24 protein-coding genes are annotated in these 26,553 nt (G+C 72.3%); 9 read left to right on the forward strand and 15 right to left on the reverse strand.

Annotated features, from left to right (window positions below):
• Nucleotides 1–69 precede the first annotated feature (69 nt).
• The gene (locus MUB56_RS25965; protein WP_348536704.1) at nt 70–1,161 is read left to right on the forward strand and encodes an MIP family channel protein; all 1,092 of its coding nucleotides are present in this window, start codon (nt 70–72) and stop codon (nt 1,159–1,161) included.
• A 13-nt stretch (nt 1,162–1,174) separates the two neighbouring features.
• Here MUB56_RS25965 and MUB56_RS25420 read toward each other — a convergent pair whose 3' ends face one another.
• Nucleotides 1,175–1,753 (reverse strand): hypothetical protein, encoded by a 579-nt coding sequence (locus MUB56_RS25420; protein ID WP_244929799.1) that lies wholly within the window; start codon nt 1,751–1,753, stop codon nt 1,175–1,177.
• A gap of 110 nt (nt 1,754–1,863) precedes the next feature.
• Here MUB56_RS25420 and MUB56_RS25425 point away from each other — a divergent pair, with 110 nt between their 5' ends.
• The gene (locus MUB56_RS25425; RefSeq protein WP_244929800.1) at nt 1,864–2,850 is read left to right on the forward strand and encodes a malate dehydrogenase; all 987 of its coding nucleotides are present in this window, start codon (nt 1,864–1,866) and stop codon (nt 2,848–2,850) included.
• 364 nt (nt 2,851–3,214) lie between these two features.
• Here the strand turns inward: MUB56_RS25425 and MUB56_RS25430 are convergent, their stop codons facing one another.
• The 5 genes from MUB56_RS25430 to MUB56_RS25450 form a co-directional block, all read right to left on the reverse strand.
• The gene (locus MUB56_RS25430) at nt 3,215–3,601 is read right to left on the reverse strand and encodes a DUF3017 domain-containing protein (RefSeq protein ID WP_244929801.1); all 387 of its coding nucleotides are present in this window, start codon (nt 3,599–3,601) and stop codon (nt 3,215–3,217) included.
• A gap of 14 nt (nt 3,602–3,615) precedes the next feature.
• Nucleotides 3,616–4,470 carry a bifunctional methylenetetrahydrofolate dehydrogenase/methenyltetrahydrofolate cyclohydrolase gene (locus MUB56_RS25435; RefSeq protein WP_244929802.1) on the reverse strand — a complete coding sequence of 285 codons (855 nt, stop codon included), beginning with the start codon at nt 4,468–4,470 and terminating at the stop codon, nt 3,616–3,618.
• Between the two features lie 127 nt (nt 4,471–4,597).
• A complete protein-coding gene (purH, locus tag MUB56_RS25440; protein ID WP_244929803.1) occupies nt 4,598–6,160 on the reverse strand; it encodes a bifunctional phosphoribosylaminoimidazolecarboxamide formyltransferase/IMP cyclohydrolase in 1,563 nt (520 codons plus the stop codon).
• A 119-nt stretch (nt 6,161–6,279) separates the two neighbouring features.
• Complete coding sequence (gene purN / locus MUB56_RS25445; RefSeq protein ID WP_244932474.1) at nt 6,280–6,906, reverse strand: phosphoribosylglycinamide formyltransferase; 627 nt, start codon at nt 6,904–6,906, stop codon at nt 6,280–6,282.
• 1 nt (nt 6,907) lies between these two features.
• Complete coding sequence (locus MUB56_RS25450; protein ID WP_244929804.1) at nt 6,908–8,149, reverse strand: DUF6350 family protein; 1,242 nt, start codon at nt 8,147–8,149, stop codon at nt 6,908–6,910.
• Nucleotides 8,150–8,219: 70 nt separating this feature from the next.
• On the opposite strand from MUB56_RS25450, the gene MUB56_RS25455 reads away from it, so the two are divergent.
• Entirely contained in the window at nt 8,220–10,064 is a 1,845-nt protein-coding gene (locus MUB56_RS25455) for a sigma-70 family RNA polymerase sigma factor (RefSeq protein ID WP_244929805.1), read from the forward strand.
• A 4-nt stretch (nt 10,065–10,068) separates the two neighbouring features.
• Here the strand turns inward: MUB56_RS25455 and MUB56_RS25460 are convergent, their stop codons facing one another.
• The gene (locus MUB56_RS25460; RefSeq protein ID WP_244929806.1) at nt 10,069–10,860 is read right to left on the reverse strand and encodes an inositol monophosphatase; all 792 of its coding nucleotides are present in this window, start codon (nt 10,858–10,860) and stop codon (nt 10,069–10,071) included.
• Between the two features lie 123 nt (nt 10,861–10,983).
• Here MUB56_RS25460 and MUB56_RS25465 point away from each other — a divergent pair, with 123 nt between their 5' ends.
• Both MUB56_RS25465 and MUB56_RS25470 read left to right on the forward strand, forming a co-directional pair.
• On the forward strand, nt 10,984–11,490 hold the full coding sequence (locus MUB56_RS25465) for a SigE family RNA polymerase sigma factor (protein ID WP_244929807.1): 507 nt from the start codon (nt 10,984–10,986) through the stop codon (nt 11,488–11,490).
• Complete coding sequence (locus MUB56_RS25470) at nt 11,483–12,292, forward strand: hypothetical protein (RefSeq protein WP_244929808.1); 810 nt, start codon at nt 11,483–11,485, stop codon at nt 12,290–12,292. Before MUB56_RS25465 ends, MUB56_RS25470 begins: the two co-directional genes overlap by 8 nt.
• 122 nt (nt 12,293–12,414) lie before the next feature.
• Here MUB56_RS25470 and sucD read toward each other — a convergent pair whose 3' ends face one another.
• Nucleotides 12,415–13,296 (reverse strand): succinate--CoA ligase subunit alpha, encoded by an 882-nt coding sequence (sucD, locus tag MUB56_RS25475; RefSeq protein ID WP_244929809.1) that lies wholly within the window; start codon nt 13,294–13,296, stop codon nt 12,415–12,417.
• Between the two features lie 19 nt (nt 13,297–13,315).
• A complete protein-coding gene (gene sucC, locus MUB56_RS25480; protein WP_244929810.1) occupies nt 13,316–14,482 on the reverse strand; it encodes an ADP-forming succinate--CoA ligase subunit beta in 1,167 nt (388 codons plus the stop codon).
• A gap of 516 nt (nt 14,483–14,998) precedes the next feature.
• Between sucC and MUB56_RS25485 the strand changes: the two genes are divergently transcribed.
• Entirely contained in the window at nt 14,999–16,060 is a 1,062-nt protein-coding gene (locus MUB56_RS25485) for a M23 family metallopeptidase (protein WP_244929811.1), read from the forward strand.
• Nucleotides 16,061–16,222: 162 nt separating this feature from the next.
• Here MUB56_RS25485 and pcrA read toward each other — a convergent pair whose 3' ends face one another.
• A complete protein-coding gene (pcrA, locus tag MUB56_RS25490) occupies nt 16,223–18,646 on the reverse strand; it encodes a DNA helicase PcrA (RefSeq protein WP_244929812.1) in 2,424 nt (807 codons plus the stop codon).
• A gap of 238 nt (nt 18,647–18,884) precedes the next feature.
• On the opposite strand from pcrA, the gene MUB56_RS25495 reads away from it, so the two are divergent.
• Complete coding sequence (locus tag MUB56_RS25495) at nt 18,885–19,895, forward strand: type IV toxin-antitoxin system AbiEi family antitoxin domain-containing protein (RefSeq protein ID WP_244929813.1); 1,011 nt, start codon at nt 18,885–18,887, stop codon at nt 19,893–19,895.
• Nucleotides 19,896–19,980: 85 nt separating this feature from the next.
• Here MUB56_RS25495 and MUB56_RS25500 read toward each other — a convergent pair whose 3' ends face one another.
• The 4 genes from MUB56_RS25500 to MUB56_RS25515 all read right to left on the reverse strand — a co-directional run bounded on the left by MUB56_RS25500 (nt 19,981) and on the right by MUB56_RS25515 (nt 23,798).
• Nucleotides 19,981–20,337: a hypothetical protein gene (locus MUB56_RS25500; protein ID WP_244929814.1), complete on the reverse strand. Its 357-nt coding sequence runs from the start codon at nt 20,335–20,337 to the stop codon at nt 19,981–19,983.
• A gap of 35 nt (nt 20,338–20,372) precedes the next feature.
• Nucleotides 20,373–21,788, reverse strand: a complete 1,416-nt coding sequence (locus MUB56_RS25505) for an APC family permease (RefSeq protein WP_244929815.1) — start codon at nt 21,786–21,788, stop codon at nt 20,373–20,375.
• A gap of 73 nt (nt 21,789–21,861) precedes the next feature.
• A complete protein-coding gene (locus MUB56_RS25510) occupies nt 21,862–22,518 on the reverse strand; it encodes a response regulator transcription factor (RefSeq protein ID WP_244929816.1) in 657 nt (218 codons plus the stop codon).
• On the reverse strand, nt 22,515–23,798 hold the full coding sequence (locus MUB56_RS25515) for an ATP-binding protein (protein ID WP_244929817.1): 1,284 nt from the start codon (nt 23,796–23,798) through the stop codon (nt 22,515–22,517). The genes MUB56_RS25510 and MUB56_RS25515 overlap by 4 nt, the downstream gene beginning before the upstream one ends.
• A 168-nt stretch (nt 23,799–23,966) precedes the next feature.
• On the opposite strand from MUB56_RS25515, the gene MUB56_RS25520 reads away from it, so the two are divergent.
• Nucleotides 23,967–25,214, forward strand: coding sequence for a PspC domain-containing protein (locus MUB56_RS25520; RefSeq protein WP_244929818.1), 1,248 nt, complete (start codon nt 23,967–23,969; stop codon nt 25,212–25,214).
• Nucleotides 25,211–25,513 carry a hypothetical protein gene (locus MUB56_RS25525; RefSeq protein ID WP_244929819.1) on the forward strand — a complete coding sequence of 101 codons (303 nt, stop codon included), beginning with the start codon at nt 25,211–25,213 and terminating at the stop codon, nt 25,511–25,513. Before MUB56_RS25520 ends, MUB56_RS25525 begins: the two co-directional genes overlap by 4 nt.
• 12 nt (nt 25,514–25,525) lie before the next feature.
• Here the strand turns inward: MUB56_RS25525 and MUB56_RS25530 are convergent, their stop codons facing one another.
• Nucleotides 25,526–26,530, reverse strand: coding sequence for a glycerophosphodiester phosphodiesterase family protein (locus MUB56_RS25530; protein ID WP_244929820.1), 1,005 nt, complete (start codon nt 26,528–26,530; stop codon nt 25,526–25,528).
• Nucleotides 26,531–26,553 lie beyond the last annotated feature (23 nt).

The following is a 26,553-nucleotide window of genomic DNA, read 5'->3' on the forward strand; positions in this document are numbered from 1 at the left end:
CAAACGTCGGTCGAATCGATAGAGTTCTTCCCGCCCGGACCTGCCGGGAACCGTCTCGAGGAGCCAGCCATGACCGATCCCGCCCCCGACGTCAACGACGTCGCCGAGGCGCCGCCGGCGCCGACCGTCCTGCAGAAGGTGGTCGCCGAGGTGATCGGCACCTTCGTGCTCGTCCTCTTCGGCTGCGGCGCCGTCGCCTACGCCAACGCAAGCGACTCCTTCACCATCGTCGGCACCGCCCTGGCCTTCGGCCTGGCCGTGCTGGTGATGGCCTACGCCGTCGGTCGGATCTCCGGCGGCCACTTCAACCCGGCCGTCTCGGTGGCCGCCGCCGTCGGCGGCCGGATCTCCTGGCGCGAGGTGCCCGTGTACGTCGGCGCCCAGCTCGCCGGGGCCGTCGTCGGCGGCGCGGTGCTGCTCGCGCTGGTCCAGGGCTTCGACTTCTACGACGTCGACCGGTTCGGGCTCGGCCAGAACTCCTTCGGCGACGAGGGCAGCGGCTACGCCTGGTGGGCGGCGTTCCTGCTGGAGTTGGTGCTGACCGCCATCTTCGTCTTCGTGATCCTCGCCGTCACCGACGCCCGCAACGAGCACCCGGCGCTGGCACCGCTGGTCATCGGCTTCACGCTGACCGCCGTGCACCTGGTCGCGATCCCGGCCACCGGCACCTCGGTCAACCCGGCCCGCTCGATCGGCCCGGCCCTGTTCGCCGGCGGCGACGCGATCCTCCAGCTCTGGCTCTTCATCCTGGCCCCGCTGCTCGGCGCCCTCGTCGCCGGTTTCGCCTACCCCGCGGTGTTCGGCCACGCCGGCGACCCGGTCCCCGGCTCCGGGCTCCGCTTCCCGACCCGCACCACCCCCGCCGCGGTGCCCGGGTACGGCGCGACCGACCAGTACCAGCAGCAGTGGAACCAGCAGGTCTGGAGCGGCGAGCCGATCATCCAGGACGGCTGGCAGTGGGACCCCTACGCCCAGCAGTGGATCCCCGCCCCGCAGCCCGGCGCCGCACCGGCGGCGCCTGCCGACCCGAGCAGCCAGACGCCCGGCTCGGCTCCCGGCCAGACTCCCGACCAGAGTCCCGGCTCCACCGCCACGCCGCCGTCGACGGACGAGTCGGGTCCCGACGACGGTCACACCCAGTTCCGGCCGCCGCCGGCCTAGGTTCCGCTGGGAGCTACCGCTCGTAGGTCCCGGTGGCGGTCACGATCCGCACCAGCCCCGTGCCCTTCTCGTACGTCGCCACCGTGTCGGCGCCGGGTCGGGCCGGGTCGCTGGTCGTGATCTCGACGGTGTCGCCCTCCAGCGCGGTGATCTCGGCCCGCTCCTCGACGACGCCCTCGTCGTACGCCGTGCGGTAGCCGTCGCCGAAGCGCGGGGTGGCGGGCACGAACAGCCCCGGCTCGGCCCCCTCGACGAAGCGCCACACGTTGCCCTCGTCGTCCTGGGCGAGGAGGTACGACGCGTCGCCGACCCTCAGGCTCGTGACGCTCACGCCGCCGAGCGTCGTCGGCGCCTCGTCGACCGCGAGGACCAGCTCTCCTCGGGGACCGGTCAGCGTCGTACTCGTCCCCGGTTCCAGGGCGAGCCAGGGGTTGTCGACCCGGGCCACGAAGTCGTCGGGGTCGGGTGACGGCGTCGGGATCGTCAGCTCGTCGACTCCGGCGGGCGGACTGGGGTCCGGGTCGGACGCGCAGCCGGTGAGGAGGAGCGCCGTCGCCACGGACGCCGCGAGCCGGCGTACTCCTGTCTGCATGGGGGAAGCATCCCCCACCGGGTACCGCCCCCGCCGCGAGCATGCTCTCGGCGCTGCTAGCGTCCGTGACGAACGTCCCACCATCGGACCAGAACCGACTAGGAGTCGTCGTGAGTTCTACCCCCCTGAAGGTCGCTGTCACCGGCGCTGCCGGCCAGATCGGCTACAGCCTCCTCTTCCGCCTCGCGAGCGGCGCCCTGGCGGGTGACCGGCCGATCGAGCTGCGCCTGCTGGAGATCACGCCGGCGCTGAAGGCGCTCGAGGGGGTCGTCATGGAGCTCGACGACTGCGCGTTCCCGAACCTCGCCGGCGTCGAGATCGGCGACGACGCCGAGAAGATCTTCGACGGCGTCAACCTCGCCCTGCTCGTCGGCGCCCGCCCGCGCGGCCCGGGCATGGAGCGCAGTGACCTGCTCTCGGCCAACGGCGCGATCTTCACCGCCCAGGGCAAGGCGCTCAACAAGGCGGCGGCCGACGACGTGCGCATCGGCGTCACCGGCAACCCGGCCAACACCAACGCGCTGATCGCGATGACCAACGCCCCCGACATCCCGCAGGAGCGGTTCTCGGCACTCACCCGCCTCGACCACAACCGGGCGATCTCGCAGCTGGCCGCCAAGACCGGCGCCCCCGTCACCGACATCACCAAGATGACGATCTGGGGCAACCACTCGGCGACGCAGTACCCCGACCTCTTCCACGCCGAGGTCGGCGGCCGCAACGCCGCCGAGGTGGTGGGCGACCAGGAGTGGCTGGAGAGCTACTTCATCCCCACCGTCGCCAAGCGCGGCGCGGCCATCATCGACGCCCGCGGCTCCTCCTCGGCCGCCTCCGCCGCCTCCGCCACCATCGACGCCGCCCGCGACTGGCTCTTCGGCTCCGCCGAGGGCGACTGGGTCTCGATGGCGGTCCGCTCCCAGGGCGAGTACGGCGTACCCGAGGGCCTCATCTCCTCCTTCCCCGTCACCACCTCCGGTGGCGACTGGTCGATCGTCGAGGGCCTGGAGATCGACGACTTCTCCCGCGGCCGGATCGACGCCACGACCGCCGAGCTCGCCGAGGAGCGGGACGCGGTCACCGAGCTCGGCCTGATCTGAGCCGGGCCCGCAGGACGGCCCGCCACCCCGAGGGTGGCGGGCCGTCGTCGTACCTGCGCCTCGCTGCGCCCGTCGTACCCGGGGCTCGCGGCCGTCGCAGGCGGGGTGATCCCTGCAGACCCTGGCGTCACACTGGTGGTGAGGAACTCGCGCTTGTGTCGAGATGCTTCACGACAGACCAACGAGTTTCTCCGCCCAGGCGGAGAAACTCACCGCCCGGTCACACTCCCGGCCGATCCGGCCCTCACCGCCGTCACTGCGGCACCTGACGTCACACCGATGTCGAGGAACTCACGCCTGTGTCGAGATGCTTCACCACAGAACAACGAGTTTCTCCGCCCAGGCGGAGAAACTCACCGCCCCCTCAGAACCCCGGCTGGTCCGGAATCGTCTGCGCCAGGAAGATCAACGCACCGCCGACAGCACCGAGCAGCAGGCAGTCGAAGATCCGGTGCCGCACGGCCAGCATGCCGGCGTCGCGGCGGGGCAGCACCAGCCGCAGCACCGCCGCGACGATCAGTGCGCCGGCCATCCACTGCACGCCCAGCCGCCAGTTGCCCGACCAGGTGATGCCGAGGCCGATCGCGGTCCCGATCAGGATGACCAGGTAGAACACGCCGCCGATCGTCGAGGGGTAGCGCCGGATCTCCTCGACGGCGGCGGCCCGCTCGAGCTCCGCCGCGACCTCGTCCGGGGTCGGGACAGGCGTCTCCTCCGGCTGCTCGGCGGGCTCGTCGCCGCGGTCGCTCACGGACGGTCTCGACGTCAGACCGCGACCGCGGCCGACTGCTCGGCCATCGACACGATGTTGGACAGCAGCATCGCGCGGGTCATCGGGCCGACCCCGCCGGGGTTCGGCGAGACCCAGCCCGCGACGTCCCACACGTCGGCGGCGACGTCGCCGGCGATCTTGCCGTCGACCCGGGACACGCCCACGTCGAGGACCGCGGCGCCGGGCTTGACCATGTCGGCGGTGATGATCCCGGGTACGCCGGCTGCCGCGACGACCACGTCCGCCCGGCGGGTGTGGGCCGCCAGGTCGCGCGTGCCGGTGTGGCACAGGGTGACCGTCGAGTTCTCGCTGCGTCGGGTGAGCAGCAGGCCCATCGGCCGGCCGACCGTGAGCCCGCGGCCGACCACGACCACCTCGGCGCCGTTCAGCTCCACGCCGTGGCGGCGCAGCAGCTCGATGCAGCCGATCGGGGTGCACGGCAGCGACCCGGCCTCGCCGAGCACCAGCCGGCCGAGGCTGACCGGGTGCAGGCCGTCGACGTCCTTGTCGGGGTCGACGCGCGAGAGCAGGGCGTACTCGTCCAGGCCGGTGGGCTGCTGGACGAGGAAGCCGGTGCAGGCGGGGTCGGCGTTGAGGCGGTCGATCTCCGCCTCGACCTCGGCCTGGGTGGCGCTCGCCGGCAGGTCGACGCGGATCGACTCGATCCCGATCTCGGCGCAGTCCTTGTGCTTGGCGCCGACGTACCAGTGCGAGCCGGGGTCGTCGCCCACCAGGACGGTGCCGAGGCCGGGGGTGATCCCCTGCTCCTTAAGCACGGCCACCCGCGCCGCGAGCTCGGCCTTGATGGCCTTGAGGGTGGCGCTGCCGTCGAGCTTCTGTGCGGTCACTTCTTCATCCTGTCAGGGGCTGCTGCTGCTTCTTGGGTCACCGGGTCTCGATACACGCCGTCGCGGCTTCGTTCCTCAGCCGCGGGCGCACTCGACCTTTTCACTTGCGGGTCCGCTGACGCGTCCCCTAGTGAAAAAAGTGACGGGTGCCGGTGAAGTACATCGTCACGCCCGCGGCCTTCGCCGCCTCGATCGTGAGCTCGTCACGCACCGAGCCGCCCGGCTGCACGATCGCGGCGACGCCGGCCTCGATCAGGATCTGCGGACCGTCCTCGAACGGGAAGAAGGCGTCGGAGGCGGCGACCGAGCCGATCGAGCGCTCCCCCGCCCGCTGGACCGCGAGCTTGCAGGAGTCGACCCGGTTGACCTGGCCCATGCCGACGCCGACCGAGGCGCCGTCCTTGGCCAGCAGGATGGCGTTCGACTTCACCGAGCGGCAGGCCTTCCAGGCGAACGCGAGGTCCGCGAGCAGCTCGGGCGAGGCGGCCTCGCCGGTCGCCAGCGTCCACGTGGCCGGGTCGTCGCCCTCGGCATCGACGTGGTCGACGTGCTGCATCAGCAGGCCGCCGCTGATCGGCCGGGTCTCGACGGCCGCGCCGCCGTCGACGGGGCAGACCAGGATCCGGATGTTCTTCTTGCCCTGCAGCACCTCGACGGCGCCCTCGTCGTACGACGGCGCCACGATCACCTCGGTGAAGATCTCGGCCACCTGCTGGGCCAGCTCGACCGACACCGGGCGGTTGACCGCGATCACGCCGCCGAACGCAGAGGTCGGGTCGCAGGCGTGCGCCCGTCGGTGCGCCTCGGCGACGTCGGCACCGACCGCGATGCCGCAGGGGTTGGCGTGCTTGATGATCGCGACGGCCGGCTCGGCGAAGTCGTTGGCGGCGCGGCGGGCGGCGTCGGTGTCGACGTAGTTGTTGTACGACATCTCCTTGCCGTGCAGCTGCTCGGCGGCGGCCAGGCCACCGGGGCCGTAGCCGCTGGCGTAGAGCGCGGCCGGCTGGTGCGGGTTCTCGCCGTAGCGCAGGACGGACTTCTTCTCCCAGGTCGCCCCGGCCCACGCGGGGAAGCCGGTGCCCTCGGAGGAGTCGGTGAGCACGCTGCCCATCCAGGAGGCCACGGCGACGTCGTACGACGCGGTGTGCACGAACGCCTCGGCGGCCAGCGTCTGGCGCTGGGCCAGCGTGAAGCCGCCGTCCGCGACGGCGGCCAGGACGTCGGCGTACCGCGCCGGCGAGGTGACGATGGCGACCGACGGGTGGTTCTTCGCCGCGGCCCGGACCATCGACGGCCCGCCGATGTCGATCTGCTCGACGCACTCGTCGGGGCCGGCGCCGGAGTCGACCGTCTGGGTGAACGGGTAGAGGTTCGAGACGACCAGGTCGAACGGCTCGACGCCGAGCTCGGCGAGCTGGGCGACGTGGGAGTCCAGGCGGCGGTCGGCGAGGATGCCGGCGTGCACGCGCGGGTGCAGCGTCTTGACCCGGCCGTCGAGGCACTCGGGGAAGCCGGTCAGGTCCTCGACCTTCGTCACCGGCAGGCCGAGGCCCTCGATGAGCTTCGCGGACCCGCCGGTGGAGACCAGCGCGACGCCGGCGTCGTGCAGCCCGCGGACGAGGTCCTCGAGGCCGGCCTTGTCGTAGACGGAGACCAGCGCTCGCTTGATCGGGACACGGGCATCAGACACGGAAATCTCCTGAGGGGTGGGCTCGGGTGGCCGGGGCACCCAGGCGGTCGATGCTCCCGCAGATCACTCCCTGGTGGTCACCCACCTGCGCCAGTCGTGTGGCCCCAGCATACCGGCTGTCAAGCGTTGAAGCGGACCCGGCGACCCTCGACGGTGAAGCCCTCGCGGGCCATCCGGCCCACGGTCTCGACCAGCATCGCGCGCTCCGCGACCTTGATCCGCTCGTGCAGGGTCTCGACGGTGTCGTAGTCCTCCACCGGCACCGACGTCTGCGCCACGATCGGCCCGGTGTCGACCCCCGGGTCGACGACGAACAGGGTCGCGCCGGTGACCTTCACGCCGTACGCCAGCGCCTCCTCGGGGCCATGCATGCCCGGGAAGGACGGCGACAGCGCCGGGTGGGTGTTGACCACGCGACCGCCGTACAGGCCCAGGAAGACCGGTCCGACCAGCTTCATGAAGCCGGCCAGCACCACCAGCTCGGGGTCCCAGGCCGCGACGGCGCCGGCCAGGGCGGCGTCCCACTCCTCGCGGGTCTCGAAGTCCCCGACCTTCAGCGTGAAGGTCGGGATGCCGGCGCGCTCGGCACGCGCGAGTCCCTCGATGTCGTCGCGGTCCGCGCCGACGGCGACGATGCGCGCGCCGAACGCGGGGTCGCGGCAGGCCTCGATCAGCGCCTGGAGGTTGGTGCCGGAGCCCGACACGAGGACGACGACGGAGGCGGGTTCGTCTGGCACGCGGCGCAGTCTAGGGGTTCTCGGCCTGGCGGGCCCGGCGCCGCTGGAGAGCGGTCGCGAGCACCCCGCCGAGCAGGCCGCCGAGGCCGAAGGCGGTGACGGCATACACCGTGGTGTCGAGGACCAGCGGCCCGACGTCGGCCATCCGGCCCGGTCCGACCGCACCGCCCGCCATCGCCGCGAACAGCCCGAACAGCAGGCCCGCGAGCACCCCGCCGGCCAGGCCGCGGATGATCCCCTCGTCCCAGCGCGAGGTCGGCGCCTGCCGCTGCGAGCGCATCGTCGCGGCGAGGGCGACCAGCGGCGGCAGGACCATGAGGTACGCCGTCCAGACCGGCGGCGTGCCGTCGTCGGGCAGCGCCGCGAGCAGCGGGAACATCGGCAGCGGGCCCAGGGCCACCGCCGCCGGCGACACCAGGGTGCCCACGCCGACGGCGAAGCCCGGTCCGAGCAGGTAGGCGCCGGAGAACGCGACCGCGTTCGGCAGCACGGTGAGGCTGAGCAGCGTGAAGACGGTGGCGTCGCCCGCGTCGGTGTGCAGCTGCGACATCACGTTGACGGCGGTGTCGAGATCGACGACGAGCGCCGCGACCAGCACCAGGCCGGCCACGAGGAACCAGCCGAGGAGGATCCGCCGACAGGTGGCGGCGGCCTCGCGGAGCGCGATCGGGACGAACGCCGCCCAGATCGCCGCCCGCCCGGAGCCGACCGCGACGGCCGCGCCGCCGACGACGAGGCACAGCAGCACCGACCACACGATCGGCCGGGCGAGCGACGGCGACGTGGCGGGAGTGGCGGCGAGCGTGTGGGTGACGGCGACCACGACGGCGTACCCGGCGGCGAAGAGCGAGGCGGCCACCGGCACCGTCAGGTCCCGCTCACCGTCGGCGATCGCGTCCGCGTCGGGACCGTGCCCGGAGACCGAGTCCCCCACCCGGATCCCGAGCCGCCAGATGGTCCACGCGACCACCAGCGTCAGACCGAGAGGTACGACGCTCACCGGCGTGCCCTGCACCGTGATGCCCGACCCGTGGCCCATCAGCCAGCCGAGCGCACCGACCTGCAGGGCGTCACGAGGCTCCCCGTGCGCCCCCGCGTCGGTCAGGAACCAGCCGGCGACCCCGACGGCCAGGCAGACGACGAGGGTCGACGCGGCGGCAATCACTCCGCCGAGGGTGGCCAGCAGGGCGAGTGGGCGGCGGTGTCGCAGGTCGTCCCGGCTGCGGGTCAGGTCGGGAAGCACGGAGGTCATGGTCGATCCATCATGACCGTCCGATCCGGGGCTTCGGAGCCGCCACGCCGTCGCGTACCGTGGTCTGGCCATGAGGGACCCAGAGGAGTTCGACGCGTGCTACCAGGCCGCCCGGACCAGGCTGCTGCTGCAGACCTACGCGCTCACCGGTGACCTCCCTGCGGCCCGGTCCGCGGTCAACGACGCGTTCGCCGTCGCGTGGCACCACTGGCGCAAGGCGAACCGGCACGGCGACCCCGAGTCCTGGATCCGGCCGATCGCCTGGTCGCACGCCCAGCGGCGGCACAGCGCCCGGATCTGGCACCGCGAGAAGGGCCTGGCCCCGGAGGCCCAGGCCACCCTCGAGGCCCTGGGGAAGCTGAGCGTCGACCAGCGCAAGATCCTGCTGCTGACCGTCCTCGCCACCGGCACCCTGGCCGACTTCGCCCGCGAGGTGGGGCTGACCCGCGAGGACGCCGAGCGGGAGCTGCAGACGGCCACCTCCCAGCTGGCGATCCACCTCGACCTCGGCACCCCGGTCGCGCGGGCCCTGTTCGACCCGCTCGCCGACATCGTCGCCGACGTACGGCTCCCCCGGGCGTCGATCCTGCGGCGGGCCGGCGCCGCGCGGCGCCGTACCCACACCGCCGTCGGCGTGGTCGTGGCCGTCGCCGCCCTGGTCGTGACCGGCACCGTCGTGACCGACACCGACGGCGTCCACCCCACCCTGGACCGCGATCTGCAGACGGCCGGCCAGCAGGGGCCGCGGACCGAGGCGCCGCCACCCCCGCCGCCCCTCTCGGAGGAGGCGCTGCTCTCCGTCGAGCAGGTCGCCGACGTGGTGCCCGGTCGCGCGTGGACCGAGGGCAGCACCCACGACAACACCGCCGGCGACGGCCTGGTGCTGCCCTGCCAGCTCGCGCGGTACGCCGACTCCCGCGGCTCGACCGCCCTGGTCCGCGACTTCGCCACCGCCCCGCTGCCCCGCGAGCCCGCCCGCTCGACCACCCAGCTGGCCGAGGCCTCCGCGTCCGAGGAGGCGGCCCACCGAGCGTTCCGCACCAGCCTGCGCTGGTTCGCCGGCTGCACCGAGGACCGCACCCAGCTGCTGACCACCCAGCGGGTCCTCGGCGTCGGCGACGAGGCGATGGTGCTGACCCTGCGACGCTGGGGCGCTGGGGCGACGACCCTGGTCGCCGCGGTCGCCCGGACCGGGCAGCTGACCACCACGACGGTGACCTCCGTCGCCGGCACCGAACGGGCGCGGCCCCGCTCGGCGGCGCAACTGCTGGGCACGGCGGTCGCCGACCTGTGCACCCTCCCCGACGCCGGCGGGTGCGGCTCCGCTCCCGAGCTGAAGGACGTGCCGCCGCTGCCGGTCGGGGTGGTGCCCGCCATGCTCGACACGGTCGACCTGCCGCCGGTGAGCAACGTCAGGCGGCGCACCTGGGCCGGCACGGAGCCGCGCCAGGCCCGGACGAACCTCGCGGCGACCCGGTGCGACGACGCGAGGTTCCGCGGCGCCGGCTGGTCGACCAACCTCACCCGCACCTTCCTGATCCCGGGCGCGAAGCTGCCGGCGGAGTTCGGGCTCACGCAGACCGTCGGTGCCCTGTCGAAGCGACGGGCGCGGGCGTTCGTGGAGGACGTCCGCCAGTCGGTGCGCGCCTGCCCCGAGGAGCAGCTGGGCACCGACGTCCGGCAGGTCGCCGACCGACGCTCCGCCGACGAGGACCTCACCGCGTGGCAGGTGTCGACGGAGGTCTCCGACGACCGCTCGGTGGAGTACCGGATGGCGATCATCCGGACCGGCACGGCGGTCGCACAGATCGCCTACATCCCGTCAGCGGACGTGCGGATGACCGACGACGCGTTCGTCGCCCTGGCCGAGCGTGCGCTCCAGCGGCTGCCGCGGCTCCCCCGACCCGGCCGCTGAGCCCTCAGCGCCCGAGCAGCCCAGGCAGCCCGGGCAGCAGACCCTGGACGAGGTCGTACGTCGCCCGGTCGGCCGCGGCGACCAGCCCGGACGGGAGCGGCGCCTGGGCGTCGTACGCCTCGCCGGCGAAGGTGCCGACGAAGCCGCCGGCCTCCGAGAGCAGCAGCGACCCCGGCGCGTGGTCCCACGGCTTGGTGCCACGGTAGAGCGCGTAGTCGGCCTCGCCCTCGACCAGCTTCGGGTAGTCCACCCCGCAGCAGACCCAGGTGAGCTCCAGCTCCCGCAGCGTGCCGAGGGCGCGACCCAGCCAGCTGCGCCGCGAGGTCACGCCGCGCAGGCCGTCCCCCAGCGGCGGGCGCTGGAGGCGTACGCCGTCGCGCCAGGCGCCCGCGCCGCGCTCGGCGACGTACGCGACGCGGTGCTGCGGCTGCCAGATCCAGCTCCGGACCACGACGCCGGCGCGGAGCTCGGCCGCCATCACGGCGTGGTCGGGCGAGCCGTGCACGAAGTTGCGGGTGCCGTCGACGGGGTCGACGGTGAACGCGTGCTCGGCGGTGCGGAAGCGCTCCAGCAGTCCGGGGTCCTCGGCGGCGGCCTCCTCGCCGAGGACCAGGGCGTCCGGGTACGCCGCGGTCAGCGCCGCGGTGATCAGCACCTCCGCCTCCCGGTCGGCCACCGTCACCAGGTCGCCCGGCCCCTTCTCCGAGACCTGGTCGTCGTCCAGCGCCCGGAACCTCGGCTCGATCACCTCGGCGGACACGTCCCGCAGCAGGGTCAGCACCTCGTCGCTCTGCACCCCGTGAACCTACCGACCGCGCGGTGCGGTCTAGACGCCCCGGTCGTGTGCAACCGTGGCGCCACCTGGGGCGTATCCACTCCGACAAGCACCACGAGGACCCCCACAGACGGGAACGAGGAGATGGACGAACGCGAGTTCGACGACTTCTACACCGCGTCGTTCACCCGCATCGTCGGCCAGCTCTACGCGATGATCGGGAGCCGCGACGAGGCTCAGGAGTGCGTCCAGGAGGCATTCGTGCGCGCCTGGGCCCACCGCCGCAAGCTCGAACGGGCCGAGCACCCCGAGGCCTGGGTGCGGACCACGGCGTACCGCCTCGCGGTCAGCCGCTGGCGCCGTACCGTCCGGGCCCGCCGCCCGGAGGACCGGGCGCTGGGCGCGCTCACCGAGACCGCGGCACCGAGCGAGAGCCACGTCGCGCTCGTGACGGCGCTCAAGCAGCTGCCCGAGGCCCAGCGCCAGGCGCTGGTGCTGCACCACATCGCGGACATGTCCGTGCACGACGTCGCCCGTGAGGTCGGCGTCCCCGAAGGCACCATCAAGGCTCGGCTCAGCCGCGGCCGGGCTGCCCTCGCCGCGCTGCTCTCCGACGACGGGGGCCTCCAGGAAGGAGCCAGTCATGCCTGACCTCGACGACGACCTCTTCGCCACCTTCAAGACCCAAGGATCCCCCGTGAACCCCCTGCCCGCTTCCGAGGTACGCCGACGCGGCGACCGGATGCGGCGACGCAACAACACCCTGGCCGCGGTCGGCGGTGTCGCCGCCGCCCTCGTCGTGATCGCGACGCCGCTCGCGGTGGTCGCCAACCAGTCCTCCCCGGAGAAGCCCGATCCCCCGATCGCCACCCAGCCGACCCAGGTCGACTGGCTCCAGGAGATCCCCGGGACGGTGGACGTCTCGCTGGGCATCCAGGGCGCCAATGCCGCCCAGGACCCGGAGCCGACCGACCAGCCCGGCGTCATCGACATCGAGGTGTGCGGCGAGACCGCCTTCGCCGCCGCGGCCGGAACGGTCGACGTGGCGGGCGCGACGTACGTGGAGCTCGGCACCGAGCACTCCGTGGGCCGCACCCTCGCCGTCTACCCCGACGGCACGGCGGCGCAGGAGGCGGCCGCCCGGCTACGCGACGCGGCCGACCGCTGCACCTCTGCGCCCGGCACGGGAGAGGGCGACACCGTGCGCTTCGAGGTGTCCGGCGGTCAGCTCGCGGCCGACGAGTCGTTCGTGGTGACCCGGGGCGTCTACGGCGCCGGCGACGACTTCCCGACCCAGGGGGTGGACCACTACGTGGTGGCCCGAACGGGCAACGCGCTGCTGGTCACCCTCACCGAGGGCGTCGCCGCCAACGACCAGCAGGTGCAGGCCGAGCAGGACGCGGTCGCCGACCTGGTGGCGACGATGTCGGCCTTCTCCCCCGAGGCCGACTGACCCCGTCGAGTGACATGGAATGGCCCCCAGAACCCGGGTTCTGGGGGCCACCACATGTCACTCGACGAAGCACGACGGCCCCCGGCGATCGCTCGCCGGGGGCCGTCGTACGGGCTCGTGGATCAGAGAGTCTTGAGGATCTCTCGCATTAGCTCGGCGGTCTCGGACGGCGTCTTGCCGACCTTCACGCCGACGGCCTCGAGGGCCTCCTTCTTCGCCTGCGCGGTGCCGGAGGAACCCGACACGATCGCCCCGGCGTGACCCATCGTCTTGCCCTCGGGGGCGGTGAAGCCCGCGACGTAGCCGACGACCGGCTTGGTGATGTTGTCCTTGATGTACGCCGCGGCGCGCTCCTCGGCGTCGCCGCCGATCTCGCCGATCATCACGATCGCCTTGGTCTCGGGGTCCGCCTCGAAGGCGGCGAGGGCGTCGATGTGCGTGGTGCCGATGATCGGGTCGCCGCCGATGCCGATGGCGGTCGAGAAGCCGTAGTCCCGCAGCTCGTACATCATCTGGTAGGTCAGGGTGCCCGACTTGGAGACCAGGCCGATGGGGCCCTTGCCCGCGATGGTGTGCGGGGTGATGCCGGCCAGCGACTCCTCCGGCGAGATGATGCCGGGGCAGTTCGGGCCGATCATCCGGGTCTTCTTGCCGTCGAGGTAGGCGAAGACCTCGGCGCTGTCCTGGACCGGGACGCCCTCGGTGATGACCACGAGCAGCGGGATCTCCGCGTCGATGGCCTCGATGCAGGCGTCCTTGGTGAAGGCGGGGGGCACGAAGGCGACCGACACGTCGGCGCCCGTGGCCTCGATGGCCTCCTTGACGGTGCCGAAGACCGGCAGCTCCTTGCCGTTCAGCTCCACGGTGGTGCCCGCCTTGCGAGCGTTGACACCGCCGACGATGTTCGAGTCGGCCTGGAGCATCAGGGTGGTGTGCTTGGAGCCCATCCCACCGGTGATGCCCTGGACGATGATCTTGGAGTCCTTGTTGAGGTAGATCGTCATGTTGTCAGGTCTCCGTTTCTCAGACGTTCGCCAGCTCGGCGGCCTTGTCGGCCGCGCCATCCATGGTGTCGACCTGCGTCACGAGCGGGTGGTTCAGCTCGTTCAGGATCGCGCGACCCTCCTCGACGTTGTTGCCGTCGAGGCGGACGACCAGCGGCTTGGTGGCGCTGTCGCCGAGGATCTCCAGGGCACCCTTGATGCCGTTGGCGACCTCGTCGCACGAGGTGATGCCACCGAAGACGTTCACGAACACGCTCTTGACCTGCGGGTCGTTGAGGATCACGTCGAGGCCGTTCGCCATCACGGTGGCGTTGGCGCCGCCGCCGATGTCGAGGAAGTTGGCCGGCTTCACGCCGCCGTGCGCCTCACCGGCGTACGCGACGACGTCCAGGGTCGACATGACCAGGCCCGCGCCGTTGCCGATGATGCCGACGGCACCGTCGAGCTTGACGTAGTTGAGGCCGAGGTCCTTGGCCTTCGCCTCGAGCGGGTCGGCCTCCTCGCGGATCTCGAACTCCGCGTGGTGGGGGTGCCGGAACTCGGAGGCGTTCTCGTCGAGCGAGACCTTGCCGTCGAGAGCCTCCAGCTTGTCGCCCTCCAGGCGAGCCAGCGGGTTGACCTCGACGAGGGTGGCGTCCTCCTCGACGTAGACCTGCCACAGCTTCTGGACCATCTCGATGGCCTGGTCGCGCAGCTCCGCGGGGAACTTGGCCTCGTCGACGATCGCCGCAGCCTTCTCGGGGGTGACCCCCTCGAGCGCGTTGATCGGGATCTGGCGGACGGCCTCGGGGTTGGTCTTGGCGACCTCCTCGATCTCCACGCCGCCCTCGACCGACGCGATGCACAGGTGCGATCGGTTCGAGCGGTCGAGCAGGAAGGAGAAGTAGTACTCCTCCACCGGCGGGGTGGCCGGCGTGACCAGCACCCGGTTGACCGTGAGGCCCTTGATCTCCATGCCGAGGATGTTGGAGGCGTGCTCGAAGGCCTCGTCGGCGGTCTTGGCGAGCTTGACGCCGCCAGCCTTGCCGCGGCCGCCGGCCTTGACCTGCGCCTTGATGACCGTCACGCCGCCCAGCTTCTCGGCAGCGGCCTTGGCGGCCTCCGCGGTCTCGACGACGACTCCCAGAGTCGTTGCCACACCATGCTTGGCGAAGAGCTCCTTCGCCTGGTACTCCATCAGGTCCACTGATCCACCAGTCTCTAGTCGCGGATATCCCACGGGACGATAGCCCTGTCGGGTCGTCCTCGATAAGGCCGGAGGCACCGACGTGATAGAGGACATACCCAGGCCGGGTAACCGCCCGGCCGCCGTCGTACGCACCTGGCGGTGCTCGGTCGGCGGGTGGGAAGACCGCCGGGTCCGGAGCTCTTGGTCAGATCCGGAGGGCAGACGGCTCAGCCGTCTTCCGAGCCGGGCGGCGCGGACCCAGCAGCTTTCCCAGTCACCCTGTTCAGGGCGGCGCACCGGAGGCCCCCGAGGCCGCGAGTGGGACGGTCCCGGATGACCCACAACACGTCGTACCCGTGATCGCGCTCACGGGACCACCTCGCTGACCTGCGAAAACACTCAAACCGCCTCCCGTCGGTCGCCACTTCCTCCACAATCCGAGGTGCGCCCAGTTTCAACGACCGAGACCCATCCGTTACAGTCTGGGGCGCTTGTCAGACCTCGCGAAACGACATCTCCGGAGCGACTTGATCCATGGGTAATCACCGAGCGGACCACCGCGGCTCTCGCCGTGGACCCTCGGAGACGCGACAGGAGATCCCCTCGACGTACGTCGGTCGTCGGGTCGCCGGTCGACCGGTTCCCAGCACCTCGTCGACCGCGCTCGCCACCGAGGCCGCTGTGGTCGTGGAGCCGGTCCTGCACGTCTCCGAGCCGATCGTCCTCGCAGGTCCGCCCGTCCCGGCCGCCGAGCTGGACACGACGACCTCGTTCCACTCCGACGCCACCGAACGACTCCCCCTCGTCTCGGCCCCCGGCAAGCGGAAGGCCGTCAAGCACGTCGGCAACCGCGGCCCCCTGTTCCGCGGCCTGCCGTCTGCCCCGGTCCTGGTCGGCATCGCCGCCCTGGCCGTCTCCGCCGGCGGCGCGCTGCTGGCCGGCGGCACGGGCATCACCGACGCCGAGGCGCCCCGACTGAGCCAGGCCAGTGCCCTCAGCGGCGCGAGTGCCGGTTCGACGGTCAACCTGCTCAAGGACAAGCGCCGGCAGGTGGTCAGCCGCGACTCGCGCCGTGACGCGCTGGAGGGCGCGGCCGACCAGGAGCTCCAGGCGGCGGTCGAGAAGCAGTACGAGATCCGCGAGGGCGCGGTGATGAGCCTGGCTCAGAAGGCGGAGAAGCGCTCCGCGGTCATCGAGGAGAACCAGTGGGTCTCGCCGCTCGACGGCTACCGGCTGACCGCCCGCTTCGGTGAGTACGGCCTCTGGTCGAGCTACCACACCGGCCTCGACTTCGCCGCGCCCACCGGCACCGAGATCCGCGCGATCGCCAACGGCGTCGTGACCGAGACCGGCTACGACGGCGCCTACGGCAACAAGACGGTCGTCACGCTCGAGGACGGCACCGAGCTGTGGTTCTGCCACCAGACCTCGATCGAGGTCACGGCCGGCCAGGCCGTGCGCGCCGGCGAGCGGATCGGCACCGTCGGCTCCACCGGCAACGTCACCGGCCCGCACCTGCACCTCGAGGTCCGGCCCGGCGCCGGCGACCCGGTCGACCCGTTCAGCGCGATGGTCGTCAACGGCCTGCAGCCGTAGCAGAGACGCTGTTCGCGAGACCCGGTTGAGGTCTCGACACGGTCGCGTCGACTCTGCTTGCGAGAGCTGGATGAGGTCTCGACAGGCGGGTCGCGACTTCGTTCCTCAGTCGCGCCGCTCGCTCGACCACCATCAAGCTGTTGGCCGTCGCTGCGCTCCGGCCTACAGCTTCTCCACCGGCGCGTAGCGCAGGAGCAGGCGCTTGACGCCCTCGGTGCCGAAGTCGATCGACGCCACGGACTTGTCGGCGGCTCCTTCGAGCGCGACGACCGTGCCGAGGCCGAAGGTGTCGTGCTGGACCCGGTCGCCGGGCTCGAGCGACGGCACCTCGCGGGCCGGCTTCGCCTTCGAGGCGGCGTCGGCACGAGCAGCCGCCGAGGAGAAGTTGCGACGGCCGGCCGCCGTCGGGCTGCCGAGCCGGGCCGGCGAGCCGCTGGCCAGGTCGGGGCGGCCCCACCGGGTCTGGGCCGCCTCCGTACGACGCCAGTCGACGAGGTCGATCGGCAGCTCGTCGAGGAAGCGCGAGGCCGGGTTGTGGGAGGGGGCGCCCCAGGCGGAGCGGACCACGGCGCGCGAGATGTAGAGGCGCTCGCGGGCCCGCGTGACGCCGACGTACGCCAGTCGACGCTCCTCCTCGAGCTCCTTCTGGTCGCCCAGCGACCGCGAGTGCGGGAAGACGCCGTCCTCGAGGCCGGTGAGGAAGACGACCGGGAACTCCAGCCCCTTCGCGGTGTGCAGCGTCATCAGGGTGACGACGCCCTCGTCGGTCTCGGGGAGCTGGTCGGTGTCGGCCACCAGCGCGACCCGCTCCAGGAAGTCGGTGAGGCCGGGTGCCACGATGCCGGCGTCGACGTCGGCGGGGTCGGCGGACGGACCCGCGACCGGGTCGTCGCTGAACTCCCGCGCGACCGCGACCAGCTCGGCGAGGTTCTCCAGCCGGGTCGCGTCCTGCGGGTCGTCGGACTCCTCGAGCTCGGTGAGGTAGCCCGACCGGGCCAGCACCGTCTCGAGGACCACGTCGGCGCGCTCCCCCGCCTCGACCATCGACTGGAGCTCCTCGACCAGCGCGACGAAGCCGCGGATGTTGGTGAGCGAGCGGGTCGCGAGACCGGGCGCCTGGTCAGCGCGGCGCAGTGCCTCCCAGAAGGTCAGGCCGTCGCGCTCGCCCAGCACCGACACGCACGCCACGGCCCGATCGCCGATGCCGCGCTTGGGCGTGTTGAGGATCCGGCGGAGCGAGACCTGGTCGTCGGGGTTGGCCAGCATCCGCAGGTAGGCCAGGGCGTCGCGGACCTCCCGCCGCTCGTAGAACCGCACGCCGCCGACCACCTTGTACGGCTGACCGGTGCGGATGAAGATCTCCTCGAACACCCGCGACTGGGCGTTGGTGCGGTAGAACACCGCGACGTCGGCGGCCCGCACGCCGGTGTCGACGAGCTTGTCGATCTCGTCGGAGACGAACCGGGCCTCGTCGTGCTCGTCGTCGGCGACGTACCCGACGATCCGCTCACCGTCGCCAGCCTCGGACCACAACCGCTTCTCCTTGCGGCCCTTGTTGTGGCCGATCACGGAGTTGGCGGCGGTGAGGATGGTCTGGGTGGAGCGGTAGTTCTGCTCCAGCAGGATGGACGTGGCGTTCGGGAAGTCCTGCTCGAAGTCGAGGATGTTGCGGATGTTGGCGCCGCGGAAGGCGTAGATGGACTGGTCGGCGTCGCCGACGACCATCAGCTCCGCCGGCTCGACCCGCTCGCCGCCGCTGTGCTCGGGGGCCCCGGTCTCCTCCAGCTGCTCCGCACACAGCTGGTGGATCAGGGCGTACTGGGCGTGGTTGGTGTCCTGGTACTCGTCGACCAACACGTGCCGGAAGCGGCGCCGATAGACCTCGCGCACGTCCGGGAACGCCTGGAACAGGTGGACCGTGCTCATGATGAGGTCGTCGAAGTCGAGGGCGTTGGCCTCGCGCAACCGCCGCTGATAGAGCGTGTACGCCGCGGCGTACTGCTGCTCCAGCTTGTTCTGCGCGTCCTTCGTCGCCTCCTCGGCGTCGCGGAGCTCGTTCTTGTGGTTGGACACCCAGTGCAGGACCGGACCCGGCTGGAACTGCTTCGGGTCGAGGTCGAGGTCCTTCAGCACCAGTCCCATCAACCGCTTCTGGTCGGCGGCGTCGTAGATCGAGAAGCTGGACTTGTAGCCGAAGCGCTCGATCTCCTTGCGCAGGATCCGGACGCAGGCGGAGTGGAAGGTGCTGACCCACATGATCCGGGCGCGCTTGCCGACCAGGTCCTCGACGCGCTCCTTCATCTCCGCGGCGGCCTTGTTGGTGAAGGTGATCGCCAGGATCGACCCGGGGTGCGCCCGGCGCTCCTGGATCAGCCAGGCGATCCGCCGGGTCAGCACCCGGGTCTTGCCCGAGCCGGCGCCCGCGACGACGAGCAGCGGTGCGCCCTCGTGGATCACGGCGGCCCGCTGGGGGTCGTTGAGCCCCTCGAGCAGCTCCTCGCGGGTCGGCCCGCGGCGGGTCGTGCGCGGCTCGGCGGGCGGCGCGTCGGTGAGGTGCTCGAAGCCGGGAAGGGAGGGGGTGCTCATGCTGCGTCCAGCCTACGGTCCGGTGCCGACGGTCCGGGGGTCGGCGGGGCTGTAACGCGGTGTCCACCTACCTGGTGCGGTCACACGGGGCCGCGGTAGGTGGGTGGACACCGCGTTACAGCCACCGGGTCAGGCCCCGGGGGCCATCTGGCGTCCACATTTGCGGCTGTCGCTGGGTTGTCCCCAGGTGGCGTTGGACCGTCGGTGAGCGGGCCGGGCGCGGGGTCAGCCTGAGGGAATGGACGAGTTCGCGAGCGAGATCCTCTTCGGCAGCACGGGCCTGGTGACCCGGCGGGCCGCGCTGGATCAGGGGATCGCCGCCGAGACGGTGGACCGGCTGGTGCGCCGGGGTGAGTGGGTGGCGGTCCGCCGTGGGGTCTACGCCCGACGTGCGTACGTCGATGCTCGGGTCACACGGGACGACCGGCAGCGACTCCACGACGACGCGGCGTGCCTGCGGATCTCCGGGTCGCACGTGCGCAGCCACGAGAGCGCCGCAGTGGTGCTCGGGATGCCGGTTCTCCTGCCCGGCGCACCCGTGACCCACGTGACCCGGGCCGACGTCCACGGCTCGCGGCATGAGCACGGGGTCAAGCACCACGGGGCGCCGTACCGTCCCGACCAGGTCCGCGAGATCGACGGGATCCGGGTCCTCGACCCGGCCCGCACCGCCCTCGACATCGCCCGGGAGCACGGTGCCGTCCGCGGCGTCGTCGCGATGGACTCCGCGTTGCGGCGAGGGGTGAGCCGAGACGACCTGTGCCAGGCGTTCTCCGAGATGCGCTGCTGGCCCTACAGCACCGAGGTGCGCGCTGCCCTCGACCACTGCGACCCCCGATCGGACTCGGTCGCCGAGAGCCTCGGCCGACTCTTGGTGGCCAGGTTGGGCCGTGGCCGGCCCCAGACCCAGTTCGGCCTCGCCAGCGACGGCAAGGTCGCCTACGTCGACCTGCGGATCGGGCGGCACCTGATCGAGGTCGACGGCAAGGTGAAGTACCAGCGCGACGGCCCGGCCGGCCGCACGGCCGACGAGGTCGTCTGGGACGAGAAGCTGCGTCAGGACTGGCTGTGCGGCTTCAAGCTCGGCATGAGCCGGCTCACGTGGACCGACGTGTACGGACCCGGCCAGGCGGCGGCACTGGTGCGGCTGGAGCGCGAGGTCTCGGACACCGAGGCCCGCTTCGGCACCGACATCACCGACCTGGCGCCGTACATCGTCCCGCGCCCCCGGCGCCGGACCTGGCTGTAACGCGGTGTCCACCGATCTTCCGCGGCTCCACTGCACCGCAGGAGTCCGGTGGACACCGCGTTACAGCAGCCCTCGGGGGCCGGACTCAGGCGTGGGTCGGGGACCAGAAGACCGCGACGGCGACGTTCAGGACGCTCAGCGCGAGCAGGCCGATCCAGAGTCCCTGCGGGATGCGCTCCTTGCGGAGGTTCGCCATCACCAGGACCAGGATGACCAGGCCGATGGCCAGCTTGACGCCGACCTTGGCGTGGTTGACGTCGCCGTCGCCGGCCTCGAGTACGCCGACGAGGGCGAGGCCCGCGACGAAGGCGGTGCCGGCGCCGTCGCGCATGGCGGCGTTGACCCGCTTGACGGGCTCCGAGCTCTGGGCGATCAGCCCGCCGATCAGGGCGGCGAAGCCCAGAACGTGCAGGAACAGCAGGATCAGGCGCAACGTGTCCACGGGCGAAGCCTAGGACGCCGACGCCGACCGGGTCGCTACCGGGTCGCTACCGGGTCGCCCCGGCGCTTGTCGGCGGGCCGGTCCGTGGAACCGAAGAAGTACTCCAGCACGAACAGCACCCCGCCGACGGCGATCAGTCCGGCCGACCAGACCAGGGACGCGGGGTCGTCGTACACGACGTAGGCCAGCAGCGCGGCGTTGCCGACCAGGCCGACGCCGAGCAGCACCGTCGGTGCGCGGTAGGTCTCGTCGGTCTCGTCCTGGCCGCGCAGCTTGAGGGCGGAGACGATCACCATGCCGTACACGAACAGCAGCAGGACGACGGTCACGGCGGCGAGCCGCTCCACCACGTTGACGTCGATGCCGACCTTCGGCAGCACGGCGCCGACCACGAGCAGTCCGGCGACGACCACGGCGGAGAACACCAGGCCGACCCACGGGCTGCGACGCGAGGAGTGCAGCTTGGAGAAGACGTTCGGGACGACGTCCTCCTTGGCCATGCCGTAGAGGATCCGCGACTGGGTGACCACCGCGACCAGGGTGGTGTTGGTGATCGCGGTCATCGCGATCAGCGCGAAGACGATGGTGATGACGCCGACCGGGAGCGGCAGCACCCCGGACTCGACGACGTCGAGCAGCGGCGCGGTGGAGGCGGCCAGCTCCGGGATGGGCAGCGCGAGGGCGGCCGACATCGAGACCAGGACGTAGATGATCCCGGCGCCGACCATGCCCCCGACCAGCGCCTTCGGGAAGGTACGACGGGGGTGGGTGCACTCCTCGGCGACGTTGGCGGCGTTCTCGAAGCCGGTCATCGCGAAGAACCCGAGCGCCACGCCGGAGACGATCGCCAGGATCGGGCTGCCGCTGGTGTCGAACTGCCCGAGGACACCGAAGTCGGCGTCGCCCTGCGCGATCACGATGACGCCGACGAGCATCACGATCAGCAGGCCGGTGACCTCGACGACGGTCATCGCGAGGTTGGCGAGCACGGACTCGGTGATGCCGATGAAGTTGACGACGCTGAGCATGATCACGAAGGCGAGCGAGACGAGCAGCGCGGGCGGCGCCGACCAGATCTCGGCGAAGTAGCCGGCGAAACCGGCCGCCAGGGAGCCGGCCGCCGCGAAGCTGGAGGAGAGCATCGCGACGGTGACGAAGAAGGTCAGCGCCGGCTTCCCGAACGCCTTGTTCGCGTAGAGCGACGAGCCCGCGGCGCGGGGGTACTTCGTGACCAGCTCGGCGTACGCGAGACCGGTGAGGGTCGCGACCGAGATGCCGATGAGGAAGGCGATCCAGAACGCGCCGCCCACCGCCGCGGCGACGGCACCGATCAGGACGTAGATGCCCGAGCCGAGCACGTCGCCGAGGACGTAGAAGAAGAGCAGCCGTCCGGTGATCGTGCGCTTGAGATCGGTGTCGTCGAGCTTCTCGTGTTCGATCGTCGCGGGCATCGGTGCCTCCAGCCGGGGGATCCACGCGGGCACCGGCCGAGGTACCCCCTCCCACCCGGGAGGAAACGAGACCTCAGAGCAGCCGGCGGTCCGAGGCCCAGCGGCTGAGCTCGTGACGCGAGGAGAGCTGCAGCTTGCGCAGCACGCTCGACATGTGGGTCTCGACGGTCTTGATGGAGATGAACAGCTCCTTCGCGACCTCCTTGTAGGCGTAGCCACGGGCGATCAGCCGCATCACCTCCCGCTCCCGCTCGGTGAGCCGGTCGAGGTCCTCGTCGACGGCCGCGACCTCGATCGAGCCCGCGAAGGCGTCGAGGACGAAGCCGGCCAGCCGCGGTGAGAAGACCGCGTCGCCGTCGGCGACCCGGCGGATCGCGGAGACCAGCTCGGGGCCGGTGATGGTCTTGGTGACGTAGCCCCGGGCGCCGCCGCGGATGGTGCCGATGACGTCCTCGGCGGCGTCGGAGACGCTGAGCGCGAGGTAGCGGGTCTCCGGCGACTGGCCGCGCCGCATCACCTCGACCCCGCCCCCGCCCGGCAGGTGCACGTCGAGCAGTACGACGTCGGGCCGGTGCGCAGCGACCGCGGCCACCGCCTCGTCGACGTCGGCCGCCTGCGCGAGCACCTCGATCTCGCCGGCCCCCGCGGCCTCGAGCTCGGCGATCACGCCGCGACGGAACATGGCGTGGTCGTCGACGACGACGACGCGGACGAGCTGGCCGGAGATCATGAAGGGTCCTCCTGGGGGTGGGTGCGGGACAGGTGCAGGCGCACCTCGGTGCCCTCGCCGGGCGCGGTGCGGATCTCTGCGCTGCCACCGTGGCGACGCATCCGGTCCACGATGCTGTTGCGGACGCCGTAGCGGTCGGTCGCCACCTCGTCCGGGTCGAAGCCGACGCCGCGGTCGCGGACGAAGACGTCGACGGCTCCGGGCGTGACCTCGGCGTACACGTCGACCTGCCCGGTGCCTGCGTGCTTGGCGGCGTTGGTGACGGCCTCGCGGGCCGCCGCGACGATCGGCCGCAGCGACTCGGTGAGGTCGCAGTCGCCGACGGCGACGACGTCGACCGAGACCCCGTGCGTGTCCTCCACCTCGGCCGCGGCTCCACGCAGCGCGCTCGCCACGGACGACTCGTCGGCGGACTCCCCCGCGTAGAGCCACGCCCGCAGGTCGCGCTCCTGGGCCCGGGCGAGACGGGCGACGGTCGTACTGTCGTGCGCGCTCTTCTGGATCAGGGCGAGGGTCTGCAGCACCGAGTCGTGCAGGTGCGCGGCGACGTCGGCGCGCTCCTGCGAGCGCACCCGCTCCTCGCGCTCGGCGCTGAGGTCCGAGGCCAGCCCGAAGACCCACGGGCCGATCACGATCGCGAGCCCCACCAGCACCAGCCCGCCGGCGAGCAGCCCGGCGCGGGCGTCGCTCGCGGAGGCGCCCTCGAACCCGACGATGAAGACCGCGGAGACGACCAGGAGCGCACCCGCCAGGACCCGGGCGTACGACGCCCAGCCGCCGCTGCCGAACACGATCCGGACCGGGTCGATCCGGCCCGTCTGGTCGAGCCACCGCTCCCGTTGCGCCTCGTCGGCCTGCCTCCACAGCAGGGCGAGTCCGGCCAGCCCGAAGAACGCGGGCCAGAAGACCGCTCCCCCGCCGATGGTGGCCTGCAGCGCGAGCACCGCGCCGAGGCCGAGCGCGGCGAGCGCCATCGCGGGCCCGACGTCGCCGAGCCGCCGCAGCCGACCGGGCCGCCGGCCGCCGCGGGTCGCGCTGGCCAGTCCGGGCGGGCTCTCGTCGAACCGGGTGTCGCTCGGCAGCATCAGCCACAGGCCGGCGTACAGCATCACGCCGAGGCCGCCCAGCAGGGACATCAGCAGGAAGGCGGCGCGCACCCACAGCGCGGGCACCGCGAGGTGCCGGGCGACCCCCGACGCGACGCCGCCGAGGACGGAGTCCTGGGAGTCGCGGTAGGCCTTCCGGGGCTCGTACGGCGTGGGGGTCGTGGCGGCGCTCATCTCCCCACAATCGTCACACAGCGACCGGGGCCGGACCATGAGGATCGACCCCGAGAGACCCCCGACCCGGACCCCGGTCCGGTACGGGTCCACCTGAGGGTCCGAGGTGCGGCAGGATCAGGGGCGTCCCCGATGGTTCTGCAGCGTCCCCGCGGCGAGGGTTGAGACATGACGACGACACCACCCGACGCGGCGCCGGGTCCCGGCCCGGACGAGGGCCCGCGGACCACCCGCGAGGAGATCCGTGACCTCGGGCGGCTGCGCCGCTCCACGACCGACCGCAAGATCGCCGGCGTCGCCGGCGGCCTGGGTCGACACCTCGACATCGACCCGCTGCTGCTGCGCGTGGCCCTGGTGGTGCTGGTCTTCTTCGGCGGGGCCGGCCTGCTGGTGTACGGCGCCTGCTGGCTCCTCGTGCCCGAGGACGACGGCACCGAGGCGACGATCACCCTCGACGACCGCAACCGCACGGTGGCGCTGGTGGTCGTCGGCTTCCTCGCGGCGGTGGCGCTGGTCAGCGACTCGTGGGGCTTCATCGGCTTCCCGTGGCCGGTCGCGATCATCGGGGTGATCGCGCTCTACTTCCTGACCCGCAACAAGCCGAAGCCGGGCGCCGGGTACGACGGCCAGCCCGCCCCGCCCGGCCAGGCCTATCAGCCCGGTCAGGCCTACCAAGCCGGTCAGCCCTATCAAGGTGGTCAGCCGGGTCAGCCCGGGCCGGCCCCCTGGGTGCCGGGTGCGCCGCCGTACGCCCCGCCGCCCCCGGGCTACGTCCCCCCGCCCGTCTACGTGCGCCCGGTGCAGCGCGACCCGCGTCGGCGCGGACCGCTGCTGTTCTGGTTCACGATCGCGCTGGTCGCCCTGCTCGAGGGAGTGCTCGGCATCGCCGACCTGGCGGGCGCTCCCGTGCCGGACGCGGCGTACCCGGCCCTCGCCCTCGCGACCTTCGGCGTGATGCTCCTGGTCGGCGCGTTCTACGGCCGCGCCGGCGGCCTGATCCTCCTCGGGCTGATCGCCGCCGTGGCGACGGCGGGAGCCACCGCCGCCGACCGCTGGGACGACGAGACGACGACCGAACGGCCGACGATCGCCGCCGACCTCGACGAGAGCTACAGCTTCGGCGCCGGCGAGCTGGTCCTCGACCTGACCGACGTCGCGGACCTCGAGGCCCTCGACGGCCGCACCCTCGATCTCGACGTGAACGTCGGGCGGATCGAGGTCATCGTGCCCGAGGAGCTCGGCGTCGACGTCGAGGCGATCGTCAACGGTCCCGGGTCGATCGACCTGTTCGGCGAGACGCGCGACGGCATCGACACCAGCTCCAGCGAGACCCACGACCCCGGGCTCGGGGACCACCCCGAGCTCACCATCACCGCCGAGATGGACCTCGGCGAGATCCAGGTGAGGACCCGATGAGCGAGCACCCGACCGGCCGCCTCAGCAGCGGCCGCCACCCCGTCAACGTCGGCCACCTGGTGATGGGCATCGCCTTCCTGGGCCTGGTCGCGGTCTGGGCCGTCGTCCACAGCGACGCCGTCGCCGACGAGCACATCCGCTGGCTGCTGCCGGTCCCGTGGGTCCTCGCCGGCGGTGCCGGTCTGCTGGCCAGCGTGCTCGCCGGGCATCGGCACCAGCAGCCGCAGGTCGGCTGGATCCAGCCGTCCGACGCCGCCGAGCCCGAGCCCCGGCGCGACGAGGACGAGCCGCTCGGCTGAGCGGCGCCGCCGCTACGCGGCGGCGGCCACCGCCCGGACCGCCAGGTCCGGGTGGTCGGTGATCAGCCCGTCGACCCCGGCGTCCAGGAACGCCTCGGCCAGACCACCCAGGTCCCCGAGCCCGGCCGGATCCTCCCCGACCCGGAAGTCCGTCGGCAGGTAGTGGTTCTCGGCGCGCAGCGTCCAGACGTAGACGTCGAGCCAGCGCCGGTGGGCGTCGCGGACCAGCCGGGTGGGCAGGTCCAGCGCACCGTCGGCGGTCCGGGGCAGCACCAGGTCCTGGTGGACGCCGATGCCGTCGGCGTACTCCTCGATCGCGTCCAGGGCGGGCCCGTCGAACGGGTCGCCGACGTCGAGCAGCTGCACCAGCGGCACCTTCGTCCGCGGCGCGAGCCGGCGCAGGATCGCGGTGTCGAAGGACATCAGCGTCACCCGCGACCGGGCGTGGTCGAGGCCGTGCCGGCGCAGGTCGGCCAGCAGCGGCTCGTCGAGGGAGCGGTCCAGCGCGTCGAAGTACGGCGAGCTCTTCAGCTCGAGCAGCAGGCCGACGGCGCGCCCCCGTCGTACCGTCTCGGCGGCGACCATCGTCAGCACCTCGTCCAGGGTGGGGACCCCCTCGCGACCGTCGTGGACGGTGTTGCCGGGGCGCAGGCCGGGGCGGCGCTCCCGGGCGGCGAGGGTCCGCACCTCCGCCAGCGTGAGGTCCTCGCTGAACCAGCCGGTCATGGCGTGGCCGTCGACCACCTTGGTCGTGCGCAGGTGGGCGAGCCCCGGGTGCTCGGCGACGTCGGTGGTCAGGCTGAGCTCGTTCTCGTGGCGGGCCAGCAGGACGCCGTCGGCGGTCGGCACCAGGTCGAGCTCGATGGCGTCGGCGCCCATCCGGATCGCCGTGCGGTAGGCGTCGAGGGTGTGCTCGGGGCGGTAGCCGCTGGCCCCGCGGTGGGCCACCACGGCCGGGGTGACGGCGAGGCGGGAGGTGTGCAGCCGGGACATCGACCCGGCGGTCAGGACGCTCACACGTCATGGATCCCACGCCGACC

The sequence above is a fragment of the Nocardioides sp. W7 genome (assembly GCF_022919075.1).
Taxonomy (GTDB): Bacteria; Actinomycetota; Actinomycetes; order Propionibacteriales; family Nocardioidaceae; genus Nocardioides.